The sequence below is a fragment of the Pseudomonas sp. HMSC08G10 genome (assembly GCF_001808425.1).
Taxonomy (GTDB): Bacteria; Pseudomonadota; Gammaproteobacteria; order Pseudomonadales; family Pseudomonadaceae; genus Aquipseudomonas; species Aquipseudomonas guariconensis.
This window is the reverse complement of record NZ_KV793306.1, coordinates 20,530-37,476: the sequence shown is the minus strand read 5'-3', so window position 1 is coordinate 37,476 and position 16,947 is coordinate 20,530. Positions and strand designations below refer to the sequence as shown.

Annotated in this window: 16 protein-coding genes and 1 pseudogene; 7 read left to right on the top strand and 10 right to left on the bottom strand. The window is 63.9% G+C overall.

Features of this window, described 5'->3' with window-relative positions:
• Positions 1-35: 35 nt before the first annotated feature.
• From HMPREF3173_RS10570 to HMPREF3173_RS10540, 7 genes and pseudogenes are all read right to left on the bottom strand, one after another.
• Positions 36-575 (bottom strand): DUF2058 domain-containing protein, encoded by a 540-nt coding sequence (locus HMPREF3173_RS10570; RefSeq protein WP_043215184.1) that lies wholly within the window; start codon positions 573-575, stop codon positions 36-38.
• A 24-nt stretch (positions 576-599) separates the two neighbouring features.
• Entirely contained in the window at positions 600-1,433 is an 834-nt protein-coding gene (gene mazG, locus HMPREF3173_RS10565; RefSeq protein ID WP_070572961.1) for a nucleoside triphosphate pyrophosphohydrolase, read from the bottom strand.
• 103 nt (positions 1,434-1,536) lie between these two features.
• On the bottom strand, positions 1,537-3,777 hold the full coding sequence (gene relA / locus HMPREF3173_RS10560; RefSeq protein ID WP_043215189.1) for a GTP diphosphokinase: 2,241 nt from the start codon (positions 3,775-3,777) through the stop codon (positions 1,537-1,539).
• Between the two features lie 97 nt (positions 3,778-3,874).
• A complete protein-coding gene (rlmD, locus tag HMPREF3173_RS10555) occupies positions 3,875-5,233 on the bottom strand; it encodes a 23S rRNA (uracil(1939)-C(5))-methyltransferase RlmD (protein WP_070572958.1) in 1,359 nt (452 codons plus the stop codon).
• The gene (cysM, locus tag HMPREF3173_RS10550; RefSeq protein WP_043215206.1) at positions 5,233-6,132 is read right to left on the bottom strand and encodes a cysteine synthase CysM; all 900 of its coding nucleotides are present in this window, start codon (positions 6,130-6,132) and stop codon (positions 5,233-5,235) included. Before cysM ends, rlmD begins: the two co-directional genes overlap by 1 nt.
• Positions 6,133-6,226: 94 nt before the next feature.
• A pseudogene (locus HMPREF3173_RS10545) lies at positions 6,227-7,623 on the bottom strand (histidine kinase sensor domain-containing protein).
• Between the two features lie 2 nt (positions 7,624-7,625).
• A complete protein-coding gene (locus tag HMPREF3173_RS10540) occupies positions 7,626-8,342 on the bottom strand; it encodes a response regulator transcription factor (RefSeq protein ID WP_043215192.1) in 717 nt (238 codons plus the stop codon).
• A gap of 238 nt (positions 8,343-8,580) precedes the next feature.
• On the opposite strand from HMPREF3173_RS10540, the gene HMPREF3173_RS10535 reads away from it, so the two are divergent.
• The 4 genes from HMPREF3173_RS10535 (at position 8,581) to HMPREF3173_RS10520 (ending at position 13,353) form a co-directional block, all read left to right on the top strand.
• A complete protein-coding gene (locus tag HMPREF3173_RS10535; RefSeq protein ID WP_070572956.1) occupies positions 8,581-11,343 on the top strand; it encodes a response regulator in 2,763 nt (920 codons plus the stop codon).
• Between the two features lie 150 nt (positions 11,344-11,493).
• On the top strand, positions 11,494-12,483 hold the full coding sequence (locus tag HMPREF3173_RS10530) for a 2-hydroxyacid dehydrogenase (protein WP_070572954.1): 990 nt from the start codon (positions 11,494-11,496) through the stop codon (positions 12,481-12,483).
• Between the two features lie 31 nt (positions 12,484-12,514).
• Positions 12,515-12,952 (top strand): hypothetical protein, encoded by a 438-nt coding sequence (locus HMPREF3173_RS10525; RefSeq protein WP_070572952.1) that lies wholly within the window; start codon positions 12,515-12,517, stop codon positions 12,950-12,952.
• Positions 12,949-13,353 carry an META domain-containing protein gene (locus tag HMPREF3173_RS10520; protein WP_070572950.1) on the top strand — a complete coding sequence of 135 codons (405 nt, stop codon included), beginning with the start codon at positions 12,949-12,951 and terminating at the stop codon, positions 13,351-13,353. Before HMPREF3173_RS10525 ends, HMPREF3173_RS10520 begins: the two co-directional genes overlap by 4 nt.
• A gap of 67 nt (positions 13,354-13,420) precedes the next feature.
• Here the strand turns inward: HMPREF3173_RS10520 and HMPREF3173_RS10515 are convergent, their stop codons facing one another.
• Complete coding sequence (locus tag HMPREF3173_RS10515) at positions 13,421-13,885, bottom strand: TlpA disulfide reductase family protein (RefSeq protein ID WP_043215201.1); 465 nt, start codon at positions 13,883-13,885, stop codon at positions 13,421-13,423.
• 85 nt (positions 13,886-13,970) lie between these two features.
• On the opposite strand from HMPREF3173_RS10515, the gene arsC reads away from it, so the two are divergent.
• From arsC to HMPREF3173_RS10500, 3 genes are read left to right on the top strand one after another with little or no spacing between them, the layout of a single operon-like run.
• Entirely contained in the window at positions 13,971-14,324 is a 354-nt protein-coding gene (arsC, locus tag HMPREF3173_RS10510; RefSeq protein WP_043215202.1) for an arsenate reductase (glutaredoxin), read from the top strand.
• Positions 14,321-14,926, top strand: coding sequence for an NAD(P)H:quinone oxidoreductase (gene wrbA, locus HMPREF3173_RS10505; RefSeq protein WP_070572948.1), 606 nt, complete (start codon positions 14,321-14,323; stop codon positions 14,924-14,926). Before arsC ends, wrbA begins: the two co-directional genes overlap by 4 nt.
• Positions 14,919-15,332: a DUF2069 domain-containing protein gene (locus HMPREF3173_RS10500; RefSeq protein ID WP_070572946.1), complete on the top strand. Its 414-nt coding sequence runs from the start codon at positions 14,919-14,921 to the stop codon at positions 15,330-15,332. The genes wrbA and HMPREF3173_RS10500 overlap by 8 nt, the downstream gene beginning before the upstream one ends.
• 93 nt (positions 15,333-15,425) lie before the next feature.
• Here the strand turns inward: HMPREF3173_RS10500 and HMPREF3173_RS10495 are convergent, their stop codons facing one another.
• Positions 15,426-16,097 carry a DNA-3-methyladenine glycosylase I gene (locus HMPREF3173_RS10495; RefSeq protein ID WP_070572943.1) on the bottom strand — a complete coding sequence of 224 codons (672 nt, stop codon included), beginning with the start codon at positions 16,095-16,097 and terminating at the stop codon, positions 15,426-15,428.
• A 3-nt stretch (positions 16,098-16,100) separates the two neighbouring features.
• Complete coding sequence (gene ttcA / locus HMPREF3173_RS10490; protein WP_043214547.1) at positions 16,101-16,925, bottom strand: tRNA 2-thiocytidine(32) synthetase TtcA; 825 nt, start codon at positions 16,923-16,925, stop codon at positions 16,101-16,103.
• Positions 16,926-16,947 lie beyond the last annotated feature (22 nt).

The following is a 16,947-nucleotide window of genomic DNA, read 5'->3' as shown; positions in this document are numbered from 1 at the left end:
CACGAAAAACCCCGCCTGAGCGGGGTTTTCGTCTTTTACCACATCAAATCGTCTGGGATCTTGTAGGCCGCGTACGGATCGTCCTCGTCCGCTTCTTCGACATGGGTGTTGAGCAGCAGGATGCGATTGGGGTCACGCTCCTGGATCTTCACCGCCGCTTCACGCGGGATCACTTCGTAACCGCCGCCGAAAGACACGATGGCCAGGGCGCCGTTGCTCAGTTTGCTGCGCATCAAGGCGTTGACGGCGATGCGCTTGACCTTCTTGTCGTCGACGAAGTTGTAGTAGTCCTCGGTATTGAGCTTGGGCAGGCGGGTCGCCTCGATCAGTTGCTTGATCTGCGCGGCCCGGGCCTTCTGCTCGGCCTTTTCCTGAAGCTGGCGGTTCAGCTCCTGGTCTTTCTTGGCCTTTTCGGCCATGGCTTCCTTGGCCAGGCGCTGCTGGGTGTCGTCGACCTCGGCCTGGCCTTTATGCTCCAGGCGCTTTTGTTTCTTCTCGGCTTTGTTGACCTGCTTGACCTGTTTCTGGTTGACCAGACCGGCCTTGAGCAATTGGTCGCGAAGGGAAAGGCTCATGTATTCACTCACTTATGCAACAGCTCAGCCGCAGCTGGGCAGGTTCTTTTCCTGACGCTTGGCTTCGCCCCACAGGGCGTCCAGTTCATCGAGGGTACAATCTTCGATCGGCCGGCCATTGTCGCGCAATGCCTGTTCGATGAAACGAAAACGCCGCTCGAACTTGCGGTTGGCGCGGCGCAGGGCGTTTTCCGGGTCTTGCTTGAGATGGCGGGCCAGGTTGACCGCGGCGAACAGCAAATCGCCGATTTCATCTTCCAGTGCATCAGCGTCGCCATCGGCCATGGCCTGCAGCACTTCGTCCAGTTCCTCACGGACCTTGTCCAGCACCGGCAGGGCATCCGGCCAGTCGAAACCGACCGTGGCCGCGCGCTTTTGCAGCTTAGCCGCGCGGGACAAGGCCGGCAGGGCCGCCGGCACGTCGTCGAGCAACGACAACTGTTCGGGCTTGCTCTTTTCGGCACGCTCCTGGGCCTTGATCTCTTCCCAGCGCGACTTGACCTGCGCCTCGTCCAGACGCGGAGTGTCCAGCGGGGCATACAGGTCGCCGGTAGGAAACACATGAGGGTGACGGCGAATCAGCTTGCGGGTAATCGCGTCGACCACGCCTGCGAACTCGAAACGCGCCTCCTCCCGCGCCAGCTGGCTGTAGTAGACCACTTGGAACAACAGGTCGCCCAACTCACCCTGCAAGTGCTCGAAATCGCCACGCTCGATGGTGTCGGCGACCTCGTAGGCCTCTTCAAGGGTATGCGGGACAATGCTCGCGTAGTCCTGCTTCAGGTCCCACGGACAGCCGTATTGCGGGTCGCGCAGACGGGCCATCAGGTGCAGCAGGTCATCGACAGTGTAGGTCATCGGGCAGGTCCTTCGGCGGCGGCTTCTCGCGGTTGAACCGGCTTCCACAAGCGGGGTGAAATCCCTGTGGGAGCGGGTTCACCCGCCAAAAGGCACCTCGGTCTCAAGGGGTACGGTTACGCCGCGTCTCGATGATGTTCGGCAGCTGCGAGATTCTGCCCAGCAAACGCCCGAGGGCGTCCAGGCCTGGGATCTCGATGGTCAAGGACATCAGCGCGGTATTGTCTTCCTTGTTCGAGCGGGTGTTGACCGCCAGCACGTTGATCTTCTCGTTGAGCAGCACCTGCGACACGTCGCGCAGCAACCCCGGACGGTCGTAGGCGCGAATGATGATGTCGACCGGATACGTCTGCACCGGGATCGGCCCCCAGCTGACCTGGATCATCCGCTCCGGCTCCTTGCCGGCCAATTGCAGCACCGAGGCGCAGTCCTGGCGGTGAATGCTCACCCCGCGACCCTGGGTGATATAGCCGACGATGGCGTCGCCCGGCAGCGGCTGGCAGCAGCCGGCCATCTGGGTGAGCAGGTTGCCGACGCCCTGGATCTGAATATCGCCACGTTTGCCGGAACGGGTACCGCTGGCCTTGCGCGGGATCAGTTCGATCTGCTCGCTGCGCTCCGGTTCGAGCAACTGCTGGGCCGCGTTGACCATATGCGCCAGACGCAGGTCACCTGCGCCCAGGGCAGCGAACATGTCCTCGGCGGTCTTGACGTTGGCTTTTTCGGCCAGGCGTTCGAAGTCCACTTGGGGCAGACCCAGGCGGCTGAGTTCACGCTCGAGCAGGGTCTTGCCGGCAGCGACGTTCTGGTCGCGCGCCTGCAGCTTGAACCAGTGAACGATCTTGGCCCGCGCCCGGGACGTGGTGACGTAACCGAGGTTGGAGTTCAGCCAGTCACGGCTCGGGCTGCCGTGCTTGCTGGTGATGATCTCCACCTGCTCGCCTGTCTGCAGGCTGTAGTTGAGCGGGACGATACGCCCATTGATCTTGGCGCCCCGGCAGTTGTGGCCGATCTCGGTGTGCACGCGGTAGGCAAAGTCCAGCGGCGTGGCGCCCTTGGGCAGGTCGATGGCATGGCCATCGGGGGTGAACACATAGACCCGGTCCGGCTCGATGTCGACCCGCAGTTGCTCGGCCAGGCCGCCGATATCGCCCAGTTCCTCGTGCCACTCGAGCACCTGGCGCAGCCAGGAGATCTTCTCTTCGTAGTGGTTGGAGCTGGACTTGACGTCGGTGCCCTTGTAGCGCCAGTGGGCGCACACACCGAGCTCGGCTTCCTCGTGCATGGAATGGGTGCGGATCTGCACTTCCAGCACCTTGCCCTCCGGGCCGATCACTGCGGTGTGCAGGGAGCGGTAGCCGTTCTCCTTGGGGTTGGCGATGTAGTCGTCGAATTCCTTGGGGATGTGCCGCCACAGGGTATGGACGATGCCCAACGCGGTGTAGCAGTCGCGGATCTCCGGGACCAGCACACGCACGGCGCGCACGTCGTAGATCTGGCTGAACTCCAGGCCCTTGCGCTGCATCTTGCGCCAGATGGAATAGATGTGTTTCGCCCGGCCGCTGATGTCGGCCTTGACGCCCGTGGCCAGCAGTTCGTTCTGCAGCTGGTTCATCACGTCGCTGATAAAGCGCTCGCGGTCGAGCCGGCGCTCATGCAGCAGCTTGGCGATCTGCTTGTACTGATCGGGTTCGAGGTAGCGGAAGGACAAGTCCTCCAGCTCCCATTTGATGTGACCGATGCCCAGGCGGTGGGCGAGCGGAGCATAGATGTCGAACACTTCGCGCGCCACACGCAGGCGCTTCTCGTCATCGGCGGCCTTGACCGCTCGAATGGCGCAGGTACGTTCGGCCAGCTTGATCAGGGCAACGCGCACGTCGTCGACCATGGCCACCAGCATCTTGCGCAGGTTCTCGACCTGCGCCTGGGAACCGAGCACCAGCGACTGGCGCGGGCTGAGGCTGGCGCTGATGGCGGCCATGCGCAGCACGCCGTCGATCAACTTGGACACCACCGGGCCAAAGCGCTGGCCGACCTCGGCCAGGGTCACCTTGCCCTCGCGCACCGAGCGATAGATCACCGCAGCCACCAGGGAATCCTGGTCGAGCTTGAGGTCGGCAAGAATTTCGGCGATCTCCAGGCCCGCCTGGAAGCTGGACGTACCGTCGGCCCAGGAATGCTTGGCCGGGTTGCCCTTCTTCTCGACCTCCTGGGCGAAATCGCAGGCCTCCTTGAGCGCCTTGCGGTCCAGCGCCGAGTCGACGCTCACCACATGATCCAGCCATGCTTCGAGATTGATACTACCGTCGGTATTGACCGGCTGGTGCACTCTCACCTGTACCATCTTTCTTTTACCTTTCCATACAGCGCACCACGCGGGTGCGCTGGCAATCACCGTACGCCGCCCAGTCCCTGGACGCCGCACCAAGGGGCCAGCCTGGCTAGCCCGCTTCGAATAACGCCATGGCCTCGACATGTGCCGTCTGAGGAAACATGTCGAGGATCCCGGCCCTTGTTAACCGGTACCCCTGCCCGACCAGAACCTGGGCGTCTCGCGCCAGCGTGGCCGGGTTGCAGGACACATAGACCAGCCGCTTGGCCTTGAGGCGTGCGATGCCTTGCACCACCTCGAAAGCACCGTCGCGCGGTGGATCCAAGAGTACCGCAGAAAAGCCCTCGGCGGCCCATCCGGCGCCCGCCAAAGGCTGCGATAAATCGGCCTGAAAAAACCGTGCATTATGCACATTGTTGCTACGGGCATTGGCCTCGGCCCGTTCGACCATGGCCTGTACACCTTCCACGGCCACCACTTCCCGGGCCCGCCGGGCAAGCGGCAGGGCAAAGTTGCCCAAGCCGCAGAACAAATCCAGCACCCGATCCTCGGGTTGAGGGGCCAGCCACGCCAGCGCCTGCTCGATCATCAACGTATTGACCTGAGCATTGACCTGGACGAAATCCCCCGGCCGCCAAGCCAACTCCAGCCCCCAGGGCTCGAGTGCAAAACCAAGCGTCTGACCGGCCTCAACCGGCGCCGGTTCGCCGTCGCCCTGCAACCACAGCTGGGCGCCAGCCTGCTTGCAGAAGGCCTCCAGGCGCGCCAGATCCTCCGCCGGCAACGGCGCCACATGCCGCACCAGAACCGCTTGCGCGGTGCCGCTGAACAGCTCGACATGCCCCAACGCCTGAGGTTTGCTCAGGCTGCACAGCACCGTCGGCAGATGGCGGAAAATCGCCTGCAAGGGCTGTACCAGCACCAGGCATTCGTCGATGGCTACGACGTCCTGGCTGGCCTCGGCCCGAAAGCCCACGTCCAGGTGACGCGCCTTCAGGTCCCAGCGCACGGCGATCCGGGCCCGGCGCCGATAGCCGAATTCAGGGCCGACCAGTGGCGTGGCCCATTGCTCGGGTTGTACGCCGGCCACCCGCTGCAGTTGCTCGGCGAGCAGCCGCTGCTTGAGTGTCAATTGACCGTCGTGAGGCAGGTGCTGCAGGTTGCAGCCACCGCAACGCTCATAATACTGGCACGGCGCCTCGCGCCGTTCGGGGCTAGCCTGCAGCACCCGCTCCAAGCGTGCATCGACCACCTTGCCACGGGCGCCCAGCACGCGGGCGTCGACGGACTCTCCAGCCAAAGCGCCACTGACGAACCAAGTGCGCCCCTCGACAAAGGCGATGCCACGACCGTCACCGGCCAGGCGCTCGATGTGCAGGCGTTGTTTCTTGCCGACCGGCACTTGTGGCGCACGATTGCCGCCAGCCGGCTGGAAGCGCAGGCCGCTGTTGCTTTTCTTTCTGGACATCAGGTTGCGTCGAACAGGCCAGTGGACAGATAGCGGTCGCCACGGTCGCAGATGATCGCCACCATGACCGCGTTCTCGACCTCGCGGGACAGGCGCAACATAGCCGCGACCGCACCACCGGAAGAAACGCCGCAGAAAATCCCCTCTTCACGAGCAAGACGACGGGTGGTCTGCTCGGCTTCGTCTTGGGACATATCGACCACGCGGTCGACCCGGGTGGCGTCGAAGATCTTCGGCAGGTACTCCTCGGGCCAGCGGCGAATGCCAGGGATGGCCGAGCCTTCCATCGGTTGCAGGCCAACGATCTGCACTGCCGGGTTCTGCTCCTTGAGGTATTGGGAGCAGCCCATGATGGTCCCGGTGGTGCCCATGGAGCTGATGAAATGGGTGATGGTGCCGTGCGTCTGCTGCCAGATCTCAGGGCCAGTGCTGGAATAATGGGCAATCGGGTTGTCGCCGTTGGCGAACTGGTCGAGCACCAGGCCGCGACCTTCGGCCTGCAGCTTCTCGGCCAGGTCTCGCGCCCCTTCCATGCCCTCTTCCTTGGTGACCAGGATCAGTTCGGCACCGTAGGCGGTCATCGCCGCCTTGCGCTCGGCGGTCGAGTTGTCCGGCATGATCAGGATCATCTTGTAACCCTTTATCGCCGCCGCCATGGCCAGGGCGATGCCGGTGTTGCCGGACGTGGCTTCGATGAGCGTGTCGCCCGGTTTGATCTGGCCACGCAACTCGGCGCGGGTGATCATCGACAGCGCTGGGCGGTCCTTGACCGAACCCGCGGGATTGTTGCCTTCGAGCTTGAGCAGGAGGGTGTTGGTGGTCTCGCCGGCGATACGCTGCAGGCGAACCAGAGGCGTATTGCCGACGCAATCGGCGATGGTTGGGTACTGCAAGGTCATGGCGTTGTTCGCAATCCGGACGGCAGGGGCGACTATCATACCGGCAAACCTTTGCTCGCCATATCACGCAATCTGTAGTCGCTATAGCTACAAGCTATAAGCTCGTACCGGCCCACACCTGAGAGCGCGGACCTGCCTCTCGATCCGATGCCACATGCGCCGGCAAACGCATGCACAGGCGTAGCCCTTGCTTGCCATTTCGGCCCACAACGTGCCACCCTGGCGCTGAATCGCACTGCGAGCAATGCTCAGCCCCAGGCCGAAGCCGCCATCCCCGGGTCGGGAGCCATCGAGGCGGGAGAATGGCGCGAAGATCCGATCCAGATCCGCCTCGTCCACGCCTCCCCCCTGATCTTCCAGCCATAGCCGCCAATAATTACCTTCGCGGTAGCCGCCCAAGCGCACCAGCCCGTGTTCGGGCGAATGGCGGATCGCATTGCGCAGCATGTTCTCCAGTGCCTGGGCCAGGTGGTTGAGGTTGCCTTGCACCCAGCATTGGGCGGGCAATTCACAGCGCAAGCGTTCAGGCGTCCAGCCGCTTTCGTAGCAGGCATCCTCGGCGAGCATGTCCCACAGGGCCTGGAGCTGGATCGGCTCGAGGTTCATCGGTGCCCGCTCGGCATCCTGCCAGGCCAGTTGCAGGGTGTTTTCGACCAATTGCTGCATGCAGTCGATTTCCCGCGCCACCCGCTCGCGCAGGCACTGATGATCGGTCTCGCCGTCGCAGGCCACGCGCAAGCGGCTCAAGGGCGTGCGCATCTCATGGGAAAGGTCGCGCAGCATCTGCTGTTGCATGGCCACGCTCTCCTGCAGGCGCTCGGCCATCTGGTCGAACGCCCTGGCCAGCTCGCCCAGCTCGTCATGCCGCCCGACGGTACGCGAATCCAGACGGGCCGACAGCTGGTCGGCACGCCAGGCGTTGGCCTGCTCGCGCAACTGATTCAGCGGCACGATCAGCATCCGGTACAGACCGACACACAACAACAAGGTGAACAGGCCAGGAATCACGCCGTTGGTCAGGATCTGCCAGAACAGCAGGTACCGCCCGGGATTCAGCCGCTGCGGCAACTCGATCACCAACATGCCCTGCTCCGGCGCCTCTGGAAACGGCAGGCGCAGCCAAGGCTGGGTGATGCTGCGCCGGCTCATGGGCCAGTCGACTCCACGCAGACGTGTCAGTTGCTGGATTTCATCGGTGGACAGCGTGGCGCTGCCCAAAGGGCGCAGTTGGGCATCGAGCACATTCACCCAGCCGGACTCGCGCTGGTGCATGCCGGCTAGCCAGCGGTCCACGCCTGCCCTGCCTTCTTGGCGCCAGGCCTGCTCGGCTTCGGCAGCATAACCGAGCAGCTGTGCCCGGGCCGGCGCGTCGAGGAAGGCGTTGCGGGTTTCCATGTGCCGGCCCCAGGTGTAGCTCAGGCCAATCATCAACAGGCAGAAGCCCACCAGCAGAATGGCCAGCTTCCAGAACAGCGAATGCCGATCCAGCACTGTCACTCGGCCTCGCCGGCGCACAAGGTATAGCCCTTGCCCCAGACAGTGCGGATCTGCCGTTCGTGGTAGCCGAGCGCCTTGAGCTTGCGACGTATCTGGCTGACATGCATGTCAAGGCTACGGTCATGGCGGGAATAACCGCGCTGCAAGACCTGTTGGTAAAGGAAGGGTTTGCTGAGCACTTCGTCCTGACTGCGATGCAGCGTCTCGAGCAGGCGGTACTCGCTGGGTGTGAGCCCTGCCGAACGGCCGTCGAGCCAGACATCGCAAGCCGCTTCGTCGAAACGCAGCTGCCCGCTGACCACCTCCCGTGGCGCCTGGTGCCGGCGCTCCAGCGCCACCCGTCGCAGGATCGCTTCGATGCGTACCCGCAATTCGGCCATGCTGAAGGGCTTGGGCAGGTAGTCATCGGCGCCGCGCTTGAAACCGCTGATGCGATCGGACTCGGCGCCCAGCGCGGACATCAGAATCACCGGGGTGGTGCTGTGCTTGCGCAGCCGGGCCAAGGCGTCCAGACCATTGAGGCCGGGCAACAGGATATCCATCAACACCACATCGAAGGCCTGGCGGCTGGCGGCCTCCAGGCCCTCGAGGCCGTTACGGCACCAGGTCACCAGGAAGCCGTCGCGCTGCAACTCGTCGTGCAGGTAGGCACCCAGCACCGGGTCGTCCTCGATGGCCAGAATGGTAGACGGGTGAATAGCTTCGGGATTCATTGGCTTCTGACATTAATTCTCAACTGCATGATTATTGGCCATGCATCCAGCCAAGGCAACCGGGTCGCGCTCGCCGATGACCTGAGGCCAACGCAGGCGCAACTGATGATTCAGGCCGCCAAGGCTGGGAACCGCAAAAAGAGCTACAAAGAAGTGCATCAGACGGCCCTGGAGAGTAACGTTCCGCCTGGGGCCGTCTTTATGCTGACGGCAGGCAAGCACATGACAGGAGACAAATGTGCTCGATCGTTTGGGAATCAGAAGCCGGGTCCTGCTGTTGGCCCTGCTGCCAGCCAGCCTGATGGCCCTGGTGCTGGGAAGTTATTTCAACTGGCTACAGCAAAACGAGCTGCGTACTCAGTTGCTCCAACGCGGCAAGATGCTCGCCGAGCAGCTCGCGCCGTTGGCAGCGCCCTCCCTGGCCAACCCGGCCCAAGCCCAGGAGCTGCTCGAACGCATCGCCGCCCAAGCCCTGGAGCAAGCTGATGTGCGCGCCGTGGCATTCCTGGCCCCCGACCGCTCGCGCCTGGCCCATGCTGGCCCGAGCATGCTCAACCAGGCGCCGACCGGGGGCACCGGCACTCAATTACTGCAACGCTCCGGCAATGACGCTACCCGCTACTTGATGCCCGTCTTCGGCCATCATCGTGACCTGGCCTCCCAGGCGGTCCCCGCCGAAGCCGAGCGCCTGCTCGGCTGGGTCGAAATCGAACTGTCCCACGACGGCACCTTGCTGCGCGGCTATCGCAACCTGTTCACCAGCCTGTTGTTAATCTTCGGCTGCCTGTCGCTCACCGTGTTGCTCGCCCTGCGCATGAGCCGGACGATCAACGATCCGCTCAGTCGCATCAAGCACGCCGTCACCCAACTCAAGGAAGGCAACCTGGAACAGCGCCTGCCGGCGATGGGCAGCCATGAGCTGGATGAACTGGCGGCGGGCATCAACCGCATGGCCGAGACCCTGCAAAATGCCCATGAGGAACTGCAGCACAGTATCGACCAGGCCACCGAAGACGTGCGCCAAAACCTAGAAACCATCGAGATCCAGAACATCGAACTGGACATGGCGCGCAAGGAGGCGCTGGAGGCCAGCCGCATCAAGTCCGAGTTCCTGGCCAACATGAGCCACGAGATCCGCACACCGCTCAACGGCATCCTCGGCTTCACCCACCTTTTGCAACGCAGCGAGATGACCCCGCGCCAGCTCGACTACCTCAATACCATCGAGAAGTCCGCCGACAACCTGCTGGGGATCATCAACGAGATCCTCGACTTCTCCAAGATCGAGGCCGGCAAACTGGTGCTCGACAGCATTCCGTTCAACCTGCGCGACCTGATCCAGGACACGCTGACCATCCTCGCCCCCGCGGCTCACGCCAAGCAGCTGGAGCTGCTTAGCCTGGTCTACCGCGACACCCCGCTGTCGCTGATCGGTGACCCGCTGCGGCTCAAGCAGATCCTCACCAATCTGGTGAGTAACGCCATCAAGTTCACCCGCGAAGGCACCATCGTCGTGCGCGCCATGATCGAGGATGAACAGGAAGACAGCGTGCAACTGCGCATCAGCGTGCAAGACACAGGCATCGGCCTCTCGCCCCAGGATGTGCGCACCTTGTTCCAGGCCTTCAGCCAGGCCGATAACTCGTTGTCACGCCAGCCCGGCGGTACCGGCCTGGGCCTGGTGATCTCCAAGCGCCTGATCGAGCAGATGGGTGGCGAGATAGGCGTGGACAGCACCCCAGGCGAAGGTTCGCAGTTCTGGATCAGCCTCAGCCTGCCGCGCGCTCATGACGACGCGCAGGAGCAACCGCTGCAACCGTTGCTCGGGCGCCGCGCCGCCATCGTTGATGGCCACGAACTGGCGCGCCATGCCCTGGAGCACCAGTTGGAAGATTGCGGCCTGAGCGTCAGCCTGTTCGCCTCCTTCGACCAGTTGCTGCAAGGCGTGCAGGCGGCGAGCCAGGCAGGCCAACCCTTCGAGTTCGCGGTGCTGGGGGCCAACCTGGGCACGCTCTCGCCGGAGCAACTGGGCCATTATCACCAGCAATTGGAACGCCTGGGCTGCCTGTGCGTGGTGCTTTGCCCGACTACCGAGCAGGCGCTCTATCACCCCTACCTGCCCAATCCCCATGGCCAGTTGCTGTCCAAGCCCACCTGCACGCGCAAGCTGCGCCGCCTGCTGCTCGAACTGGTGCAACCGCGCCGAGCGACCAACGACGCGCGCGCCAGCGGCAATACCCGGGCGCCGAGGATTCTCTGCGTGGACGACAACCCAGCCAATCTGTTGTTGGTGCAGACCCTGCTCGAAGGCCTGGGCGCCGAGGTGTTGGCGCTGGACAACGGCTATGCCGCGGTCAAGGCAGTGCAGGACGAGCCTTTCGACCTGGTGCTGATGGATGTGCAGATGCCGGGAATGGACGGACGCGCCTGCACCGAGCAGATCCGCCGTTGGGAAGCCAGCCAGAGCGGCAGCCCGCTGCCCATCGTCGCGCTCACCGCACACGCCATGGCCAACGAGAAACGGGCCTTGCTGCACAGCGGCATGGACGATTACCTGACCAAGCCGATCAGCGAGCGCCAGCTGTCCCAAGTGGTGATGAAATGGACCGGTATGAGCCTGGTGCCGTCCATGCCGGAGCGCGGCAGCGAACGGGCCATCGACAGTAACGAGCTGAAGGTGCTCGACCCCGAGGAAGGCCTGCGCTTGGCCGCCGGCAAGCCGGACCTGGCCGCGGACATGCTGGCCATGCTGCTGGCGTCTCTTGAGACCGACCGTGAATCGATCCGCGCCGCCCGCGAGCTGGGTGATCGCACGGCGATGATCGAACGGGTCCATCGCCTCAACGGCGCCTCACGCTACTGTGGCGTGCCGCAACTGCGCGCGGCCTGCCAGCGCAGCGAGACCTTGCTCAAGCAGGACAGCCCCCAGGCGGCGCAAGCCCTGGACGAGCTGGACCGGGCCATTGTGCGGCTCGCGGCTCAGGCTCGGCTGAGCGCCTGAGCGCCTGAGCGCAAAGCCCTGGGGCCGCAGGACGGCCCCAAAATCGGGGGCGTTGCACTTTTCCGAACAGTGACGCCACTGAGCAAGATCAACGCCCTTCTTCGCAGGCTGTCTACACTGCCGCGATGACGAAACCTGGAGATTCACACCATGCGTGTCCTGTTGTTCAGCAGCCAGCACTACGACCAGGAAAGCTTCACCCAGGCCGCCCGCGACAGTGGCCTGGAGCTGCACTACCAGTCGGCGCGGCTGACCCAGGACACCGTCGCCCTGGCCCAGGGCTTCGAGGTGGTCTGCGCGTTCATCAACGATGAACTCGATGCCACGGTGCTCGAACGCCTGGCTGCCGGCGGGACCCGTCTGATCGCCTTGCGCTCGGCAGGCTACAACCACGTCGATCTGGCCGCCGCCCGGCGCCTGGGGCTGGCGGTGGTGCGGGTACCGGCCTATTCACCCCATGCCGTGGCCGAGCATGCCGTGGCCTTGATCCTGGCGCTCAACCGACGCCTGCACCGGGCCTACAACCGCACCCGCGAAGGTGATTTCACCCTGCATGGCCTGACCGGCTTCGACCTGCACGGCAAGACGGTCGGCGTGGTCGGCACCGGCCAGATCGGCGCCGCCTTCGCCCACATCATGGCCGGTTTCGGCTGCCAGTTGCTGGCCTACGACCCCTACCCCAACCCTGAACTGCTTGCCCTGGGCGCCCGCTACGTGGAATTGCCCGAACTGCTGAGCCAGGCGCGCATCATCAGCCTGCACTGCCCGCTGACCGAGCACACCCGCCATCTGATCAACGCCCAGAGCCTGGCCACCCTGCAACCCGGCGCCATGCTGATCAATACCGGGCGCGGCGCGCTGGTCGACACGCCGGCCCTGATCGACGCGCTCAAGTGTGGCCAGCTCGGCTACCTGGGGCTGGATGTCTATGAAGAGGAGGCGCAGCTGTTCTTCGAGGACCGTTCCGACCTGCCGCTGCAGGACGACGTGCTCGCCCGGCTGCTGACCTTCCCCAACGTGATCGTCACCGCACACCAGGCGTTTCTCACCCATGAAGCGCTGGCGGCCATCGCCTCGACCACCCTGGACAACATCATCCGCTGGACGGCGGGCGATCCGCAGAATCTGGTGAACGGTTGATGCTAGGATACGCGGCAATTTTGGAGGACCCATGGTCGAACACGATTTCCGCTACACCCTTTTCAACCCGCAACACACCCTGATCGAATGCCGCGCCCTGGTGCCAGGCCGCTATCAGGTGACTGGCAACGGTGGCTCGATCCAGAGGGACGATGTCCTGCTGGTGACCCTCAAAGGCAGCAAGGATCTTTCCATGCGCCTGACCGTGGAGAGCGTGCGCCACCTGATCAACCCGCGCGGCCAATGGGTCGCCGTGGCCAGCGGCCCGATCTTCAATGAGCTGGAGATCCTCAACTGGAAGGTCAAGTGCAACAGCTGCCAGGCTGAGCTGGACTTCGAGTTCGCCGTCGACGGCAAGCTCGGCAACAAGGCCCGCCAGCCCGCGGCCAGCGCCCGCATCGCCGAGCTGGGTTGGGCCAGCCGTGGCGACCAGCACCTGTGCCCGGCCTGCCAAGGGAGCGCGCAGTGAAGCATCTGTTGACCGGTGCACTGATTGCCGTCGGCCTGCTCGGCTGCGCATCGGAGCCTTCGAAATTGCAACCGGAGCAAAGCTATGTGCTGGAGTGGATCGGCGAGCGCCCGTTGATCGACTACAGCCACCTGACCCTGATCCTCGGCGAGGACGGCCGTGCTTATGGCAATGCTGGCTGCAACCACTGGTTCGCGCCCTACACCCTGCAGGGCGACCGCATCAGCTTCGGCAAGATCGGCAAGACCCGCAAGCTGTGCGCCCCTGCCTTGATGGATCAGGAAAAACGCTTCCTTCAGGCGCTGGAGACCGTGCAGCGCTGGGACGTTTCGTCCATCGAGCAGATCCGCTTCTGGCCGGCCGAGGGCAAGCCACTGCGCTTCTGGCCCGAGGAAGGTTAGGAGCAGCTGCAAGCTGCAAGAAAAAGCATGCCCAACACGGTCCGCTCTTTCTTGCCGCTTGAAGCGCTTAAGCGCCCTTTAGGGCCTTGATCTTCGCTTGCAGCCCTTCGAGGGTCTGCTCCCCCATCAGTTGCTCACGCACCTTGCCTTTGTCATCGATGATGTAGGTCACCGGCAGCGCCTCGCTGCGCGGCAGTTCGTAGCGCTCGGCCGGGTCCTGGGCGAGGACGGTAAAGGCGATGCCGAGAGTTTCGGCTGCCTGCTTGAGATCCTGGCCCTGCAATCCATCGAAGTTCACCCCGACCACCTTGATACCCTGGGCCTCCCACTGCTTGGCCGCAGCGTTGAGCTCGGGAATTTCCGTACGGCACGGGCCGCACCACTCGGCCCAGTAGTTGAGCACCAGCCAGTGCCCGTCGATCTGCTCGGCCTTTACCGTGTTGCCGTGCTGGTCCACGCCGTAGTCCGCACCGCAACCGCCGAGCAACAGGCTCGCGGTGATGGCCAGTACTGCTGCCAAACGCCTTGCCATGGGTCAATCCTTCTAGAAGTTTCAAGCAAACGACACAGTCGCTGCGGTTAGAATAGCCGTCACACCCAGCTGGATGCGACCCGTCATGACTGATCTGACCCTCTATCATAACCCGCGCTGTTCGAAATCCCGCGGCGCCCTGGAACTGCTCGAAGCGCGCGGCCTGGCCCCGACCATCGTGCGCTACCTGGACACCCCGCCGGATGCCGTCACCCTGAAAACCCTGCTCGGCAAGCTGGGCATCGCCCCGCGCCAGCTACTGCGCACCGGTGAAGAAGAATACAAGGCCCTGGATCTGGCCAACCCCGCCCTGAGCGACGCGCAACTGATCGACGCGATGGTCCAGCACCCCAAGCTGATCGAGCGTCCGATCCTGGTCGCCGGTGACAAGGCGGTGATTGGCCGTCCGCCGGAGAAAGTACTGGAGATCCTGCCGTGAGCGATCCCTACGTTCTAGTGCTCTATTACAGCCGCCACGGCTCGACCAGCGAGATGGCCAGGCATATCGCCCGCGGCGTCGAGATGGCCGGCCTGGAGGCGCGCCTGCGCACTGTGCCGGCGATCTCCACCGAATGCGAAGCCGTGGCGCCGGACATCCCGGCCAGCGGCGCGCTCTACGCCACCCTCGACGATCTGCGCCACTGCGCGGGCCTGGCGCTGGGCAGCCCAACCCGATTCGGCAACATGGCCGCGCCGCTCAAGTACTTCCTCGACGGCACCAGCAGCTTGTGGCTGGGCGGCGAACTGGTCGGCAAGCCAGCGGCCGTGTTCACCTCGACCGCCAGCCTGCACGGCGGCCAGGAGACCACACTGCTGTCGATGATGCTGCCGCTGATGCACCACGGCATGCTGGTGCTAGGCCTGCCGTACAGTGAGTCGGCGCTGCTCGAGACCCGTGGTGGCGGCACGCCCTATGGCGCCAGCCACCACGCTGGAGCTGATGGCAAGCGCGAACTCGACCCGCACGAAATCGCCCTGTGCCGCGCCCTGGGCCAACGCCTGGCGAGCACCGCCAAGGCTTTGGGGGGCGAGCGTGGCTAGAAAGCCCAAGGTATTGCCAGCGCTGGAGTGGCTCATTCCACGGGTGCGCGTCACCCGGGCGCTGAGCCTGGCTTGCTTTTTCGGCCTGATCGCCCTGCTGGCGGTCAACAACCTGTGGTTCGCGGACCTGCATGGGGCGCGGGTCGAAGTGATCCTGGCCATCGAGCTGATCCCTCTGTTGCTGCTGGTGCCGGGCATGCTGACGGGCAGCGCCCGGGCCCATGCCTGGACGTGCTTCGTGGTGAATATCTATTTCATCAAGGGAGTGCTGGCGGCGTTCGACCCGGCACGGGCGGTGTTCGGCTGGATGGAGGTGCTGGTGAGCCTGGGGCTGTTCGTCAGTGCCCTGCTGTATGTGCGCTGGAAGTTCCAGCATGAGCGGCGTGTGGCCGGTGAAGGGCAGTAGAAGCGACGGCCTTTTCGCGGGTAACCCCGCTGCCACAAGTACTGCACCGCCCCTGTGGCAGCGGGTTTACCCGCGAAGCACGCGTCGCACCTCTCAATGATTGACGGTATGCGCCAGCATCACCGACAGCTGGCACAACGGTCGCCCACTCTGCTCATGCCACTGATTGAACGCCTGTTGCACCAGCGCCAAATCGCGCTGGCTGGTCGGCTGCTTGTCGATCACGCCTTGGGCGATGAGGGCTGCGCTCATGTCATCGGTGGGAATGAACGTGTCCTTGCCGACCATGCGCAGGAAGCGCGGCGCCGACAACCCGCCCAACTGATTGCCATGCTTGGCCAGGTACTTCCATAGCCCGACGATGTCGGTCACCGGCCAATCGGCGATGAACGCGCCGAAACTGCCCTGCTCCTTCGCCACGTCGAGAATCATCTGCGCATTGCGTGGCACGCTCTTAAGCTTGCCCAAATGGCGAATGATCCGCTCGTCCTGCATCAACCGCTCAAGGTGCTCGGCGCCCATCAGCACGACCTTTTCCGGATCGAAGCCGAAGAACACCTGCTCGAAGGCCGGCCACTTGGCGTCCACCAAGCTGTGCTTGAGCCCTGCACGGAACACCCGCAGGGCCAGCGTCGACAGGTAGCGGTCATCGCTGATGTCACGCAATTGCGCTGGCGTGCGCGGCTGCGGCAGGAAGGCCTCCAGGGCCTGTGCCGAGCCGAAGCGGTTCAGGCAGTACTCATGCAGCCACTGGTAGTCGCGCATGGGTCAGATGTTCAGTACATCGAGAAAACGCGGAGTGGCGCTTTCGTCGATCTTGAGGCTGGTGAAATCGAACAGGTTGCGATCGGCCAGCTGCGATGGCGCGACGTTCTGCAGAGCGCGGAAGATGCTCTCGGTGCGGCCCGGGTGCTTGCGTTCCCATTCCACCAGCATGTCCTTGACCACCTGGCGCTGCAGGTTTTCCTGAGAGCCGCACAGGTTGCAAGGGATGATCGGGAAGCCCTTCATGTCCGAGTAGGCCTGGATGTCCTTCTCGCTGCAGTAGGCCAGCGGGCGGATCACCACGTTGCGACCGTCGTCGGCGCGCAGCTTCGGCGGCATGCCCTTGAGCGAGCCGTTGAAGAACATGTTGAGGAAGAAGGTCTCGACGATGTCGTCGCGATGGTGCCCGAGGGCCATCTTGGTCGCACCGATCTCGTCGGCGAAGGTGTACAGCGTGCCGCGGCGCAGACGCGAACACAGCGAGCAGGTGGTCTTGCCTTCCGGGACCAGCTCCTTGACCACCGAGTAGGTGTCCTTCTCGACGATGTGGTACTCGACGCCCAGCTCCTTGAGATAGGCCGGCAGCACGTGCTCAGGGAAGCCTGGCTGCTTCTGGTCCATGTTCACAGCGACGATCTCGAACTTGATCGGCGCCACCTTCTGCAGGTGCAACAGAACGTCGAGCATGGTGTAACTGTCCTTGCCGCCGGACAGGCAGACCATGACCTTGTCGCCATCCTCGATCATGTTGTAGTCGGTGATGGCTTCGCCAGCGAGGCGACGCAGGCGTTTTTGCAGTTTGTTCTGGTTGACCGAGAGGGTGCCCATAGCGCTTGGATCCGCGAGGTGT

Excerpts from the sequence above, each read along its gene's own strand:
- HMPREF3173_RS10570 (WP_043215184.1), bottom strand. The coding sequence starts at position 575 with ATGAGCCTTTCCCTTCGCGACCAATTGCTCAAGGCCGGTCTGGTCAAC.
- mazG (WP_070572961.1), bottom strand. The coding sequence starts at position 1,433 with ATGACCTACACTGTCGATGACCTGCTGCACCTGATGGCCCGTCTGCGC.
- relA (WP_043215189.1), bottom strand. The coding sequence starts at position 3,777 with ATGGTACAGGTGAGAGTGCACCAGCCGGTCAATACCGACGGTAGTATC.
- rlmD (WP_070572958.1), bottom strand. The coding sequence starts at position 5,233 with ATGTCCAGAAAGAAAAGCAACAGCGGCCTGCGCTTCCAGCCGGCTGGC.
- cysM (WP_043215206.1), bottom strand. The coding sequence starts at position 6,132 with ATGACCTTGCAGTACCCAACCATCGCCGATTGCGTCGGCAATACGCCT.
- HMPREF3173_RS10540 (WP_043215192.1), bottom strand. The coding sequence starts at position 8,342 with ATGAATCCCGAAGCTATTCACCCGTCTACCATTCTGGCCATCGAGGAC.
- HMPREF3173_RS10530 (WP_070572954.1), top strand. The coding sequence starts at position 11,494 with ATGCGTGTCCTGTTGTTCAGCAGCCAGCACTACGACCAGGAAAGCTTC.
- HMPREF3173_RS10525 (WP_070572952.1), top strand. The coding sequence starts at position 12,515 with ATGGTCGAACACGATTTCCGCTACACCCTTTTCAACCCGCAACACACC.
- HMPREF3173_RS10515 (WP_043215201.1), bottom strand. The coding sequence starts at position 13,885 with ATGGCAAGGCGTTTGGCAGCAGTACTGGCCATCACCGCGAGCCTGTTG.
- arsC (WP_043215202.1), top strand. The coding sequence starts at position 13,971 with ATGACTGATCTGACCCTCTATCATAACCCGCGCTGTTCGAAATCCCGC.
- HMPREF3173_RS10495 (WP_070572943.1), bottom strand. The coding sequence starts at position 16,097 with ATGCGCGACTACCAGTGGCTGCATGAGTACTGCCTGAACCGCTTCGGC.
- ttcA (WP_043214547.1), bottom strand. The coding sequence starts at position 16,925 with ATGGGCACCCTCTCGGTCAACCAGAACAAACTGCAAAAACGCCTGCGT.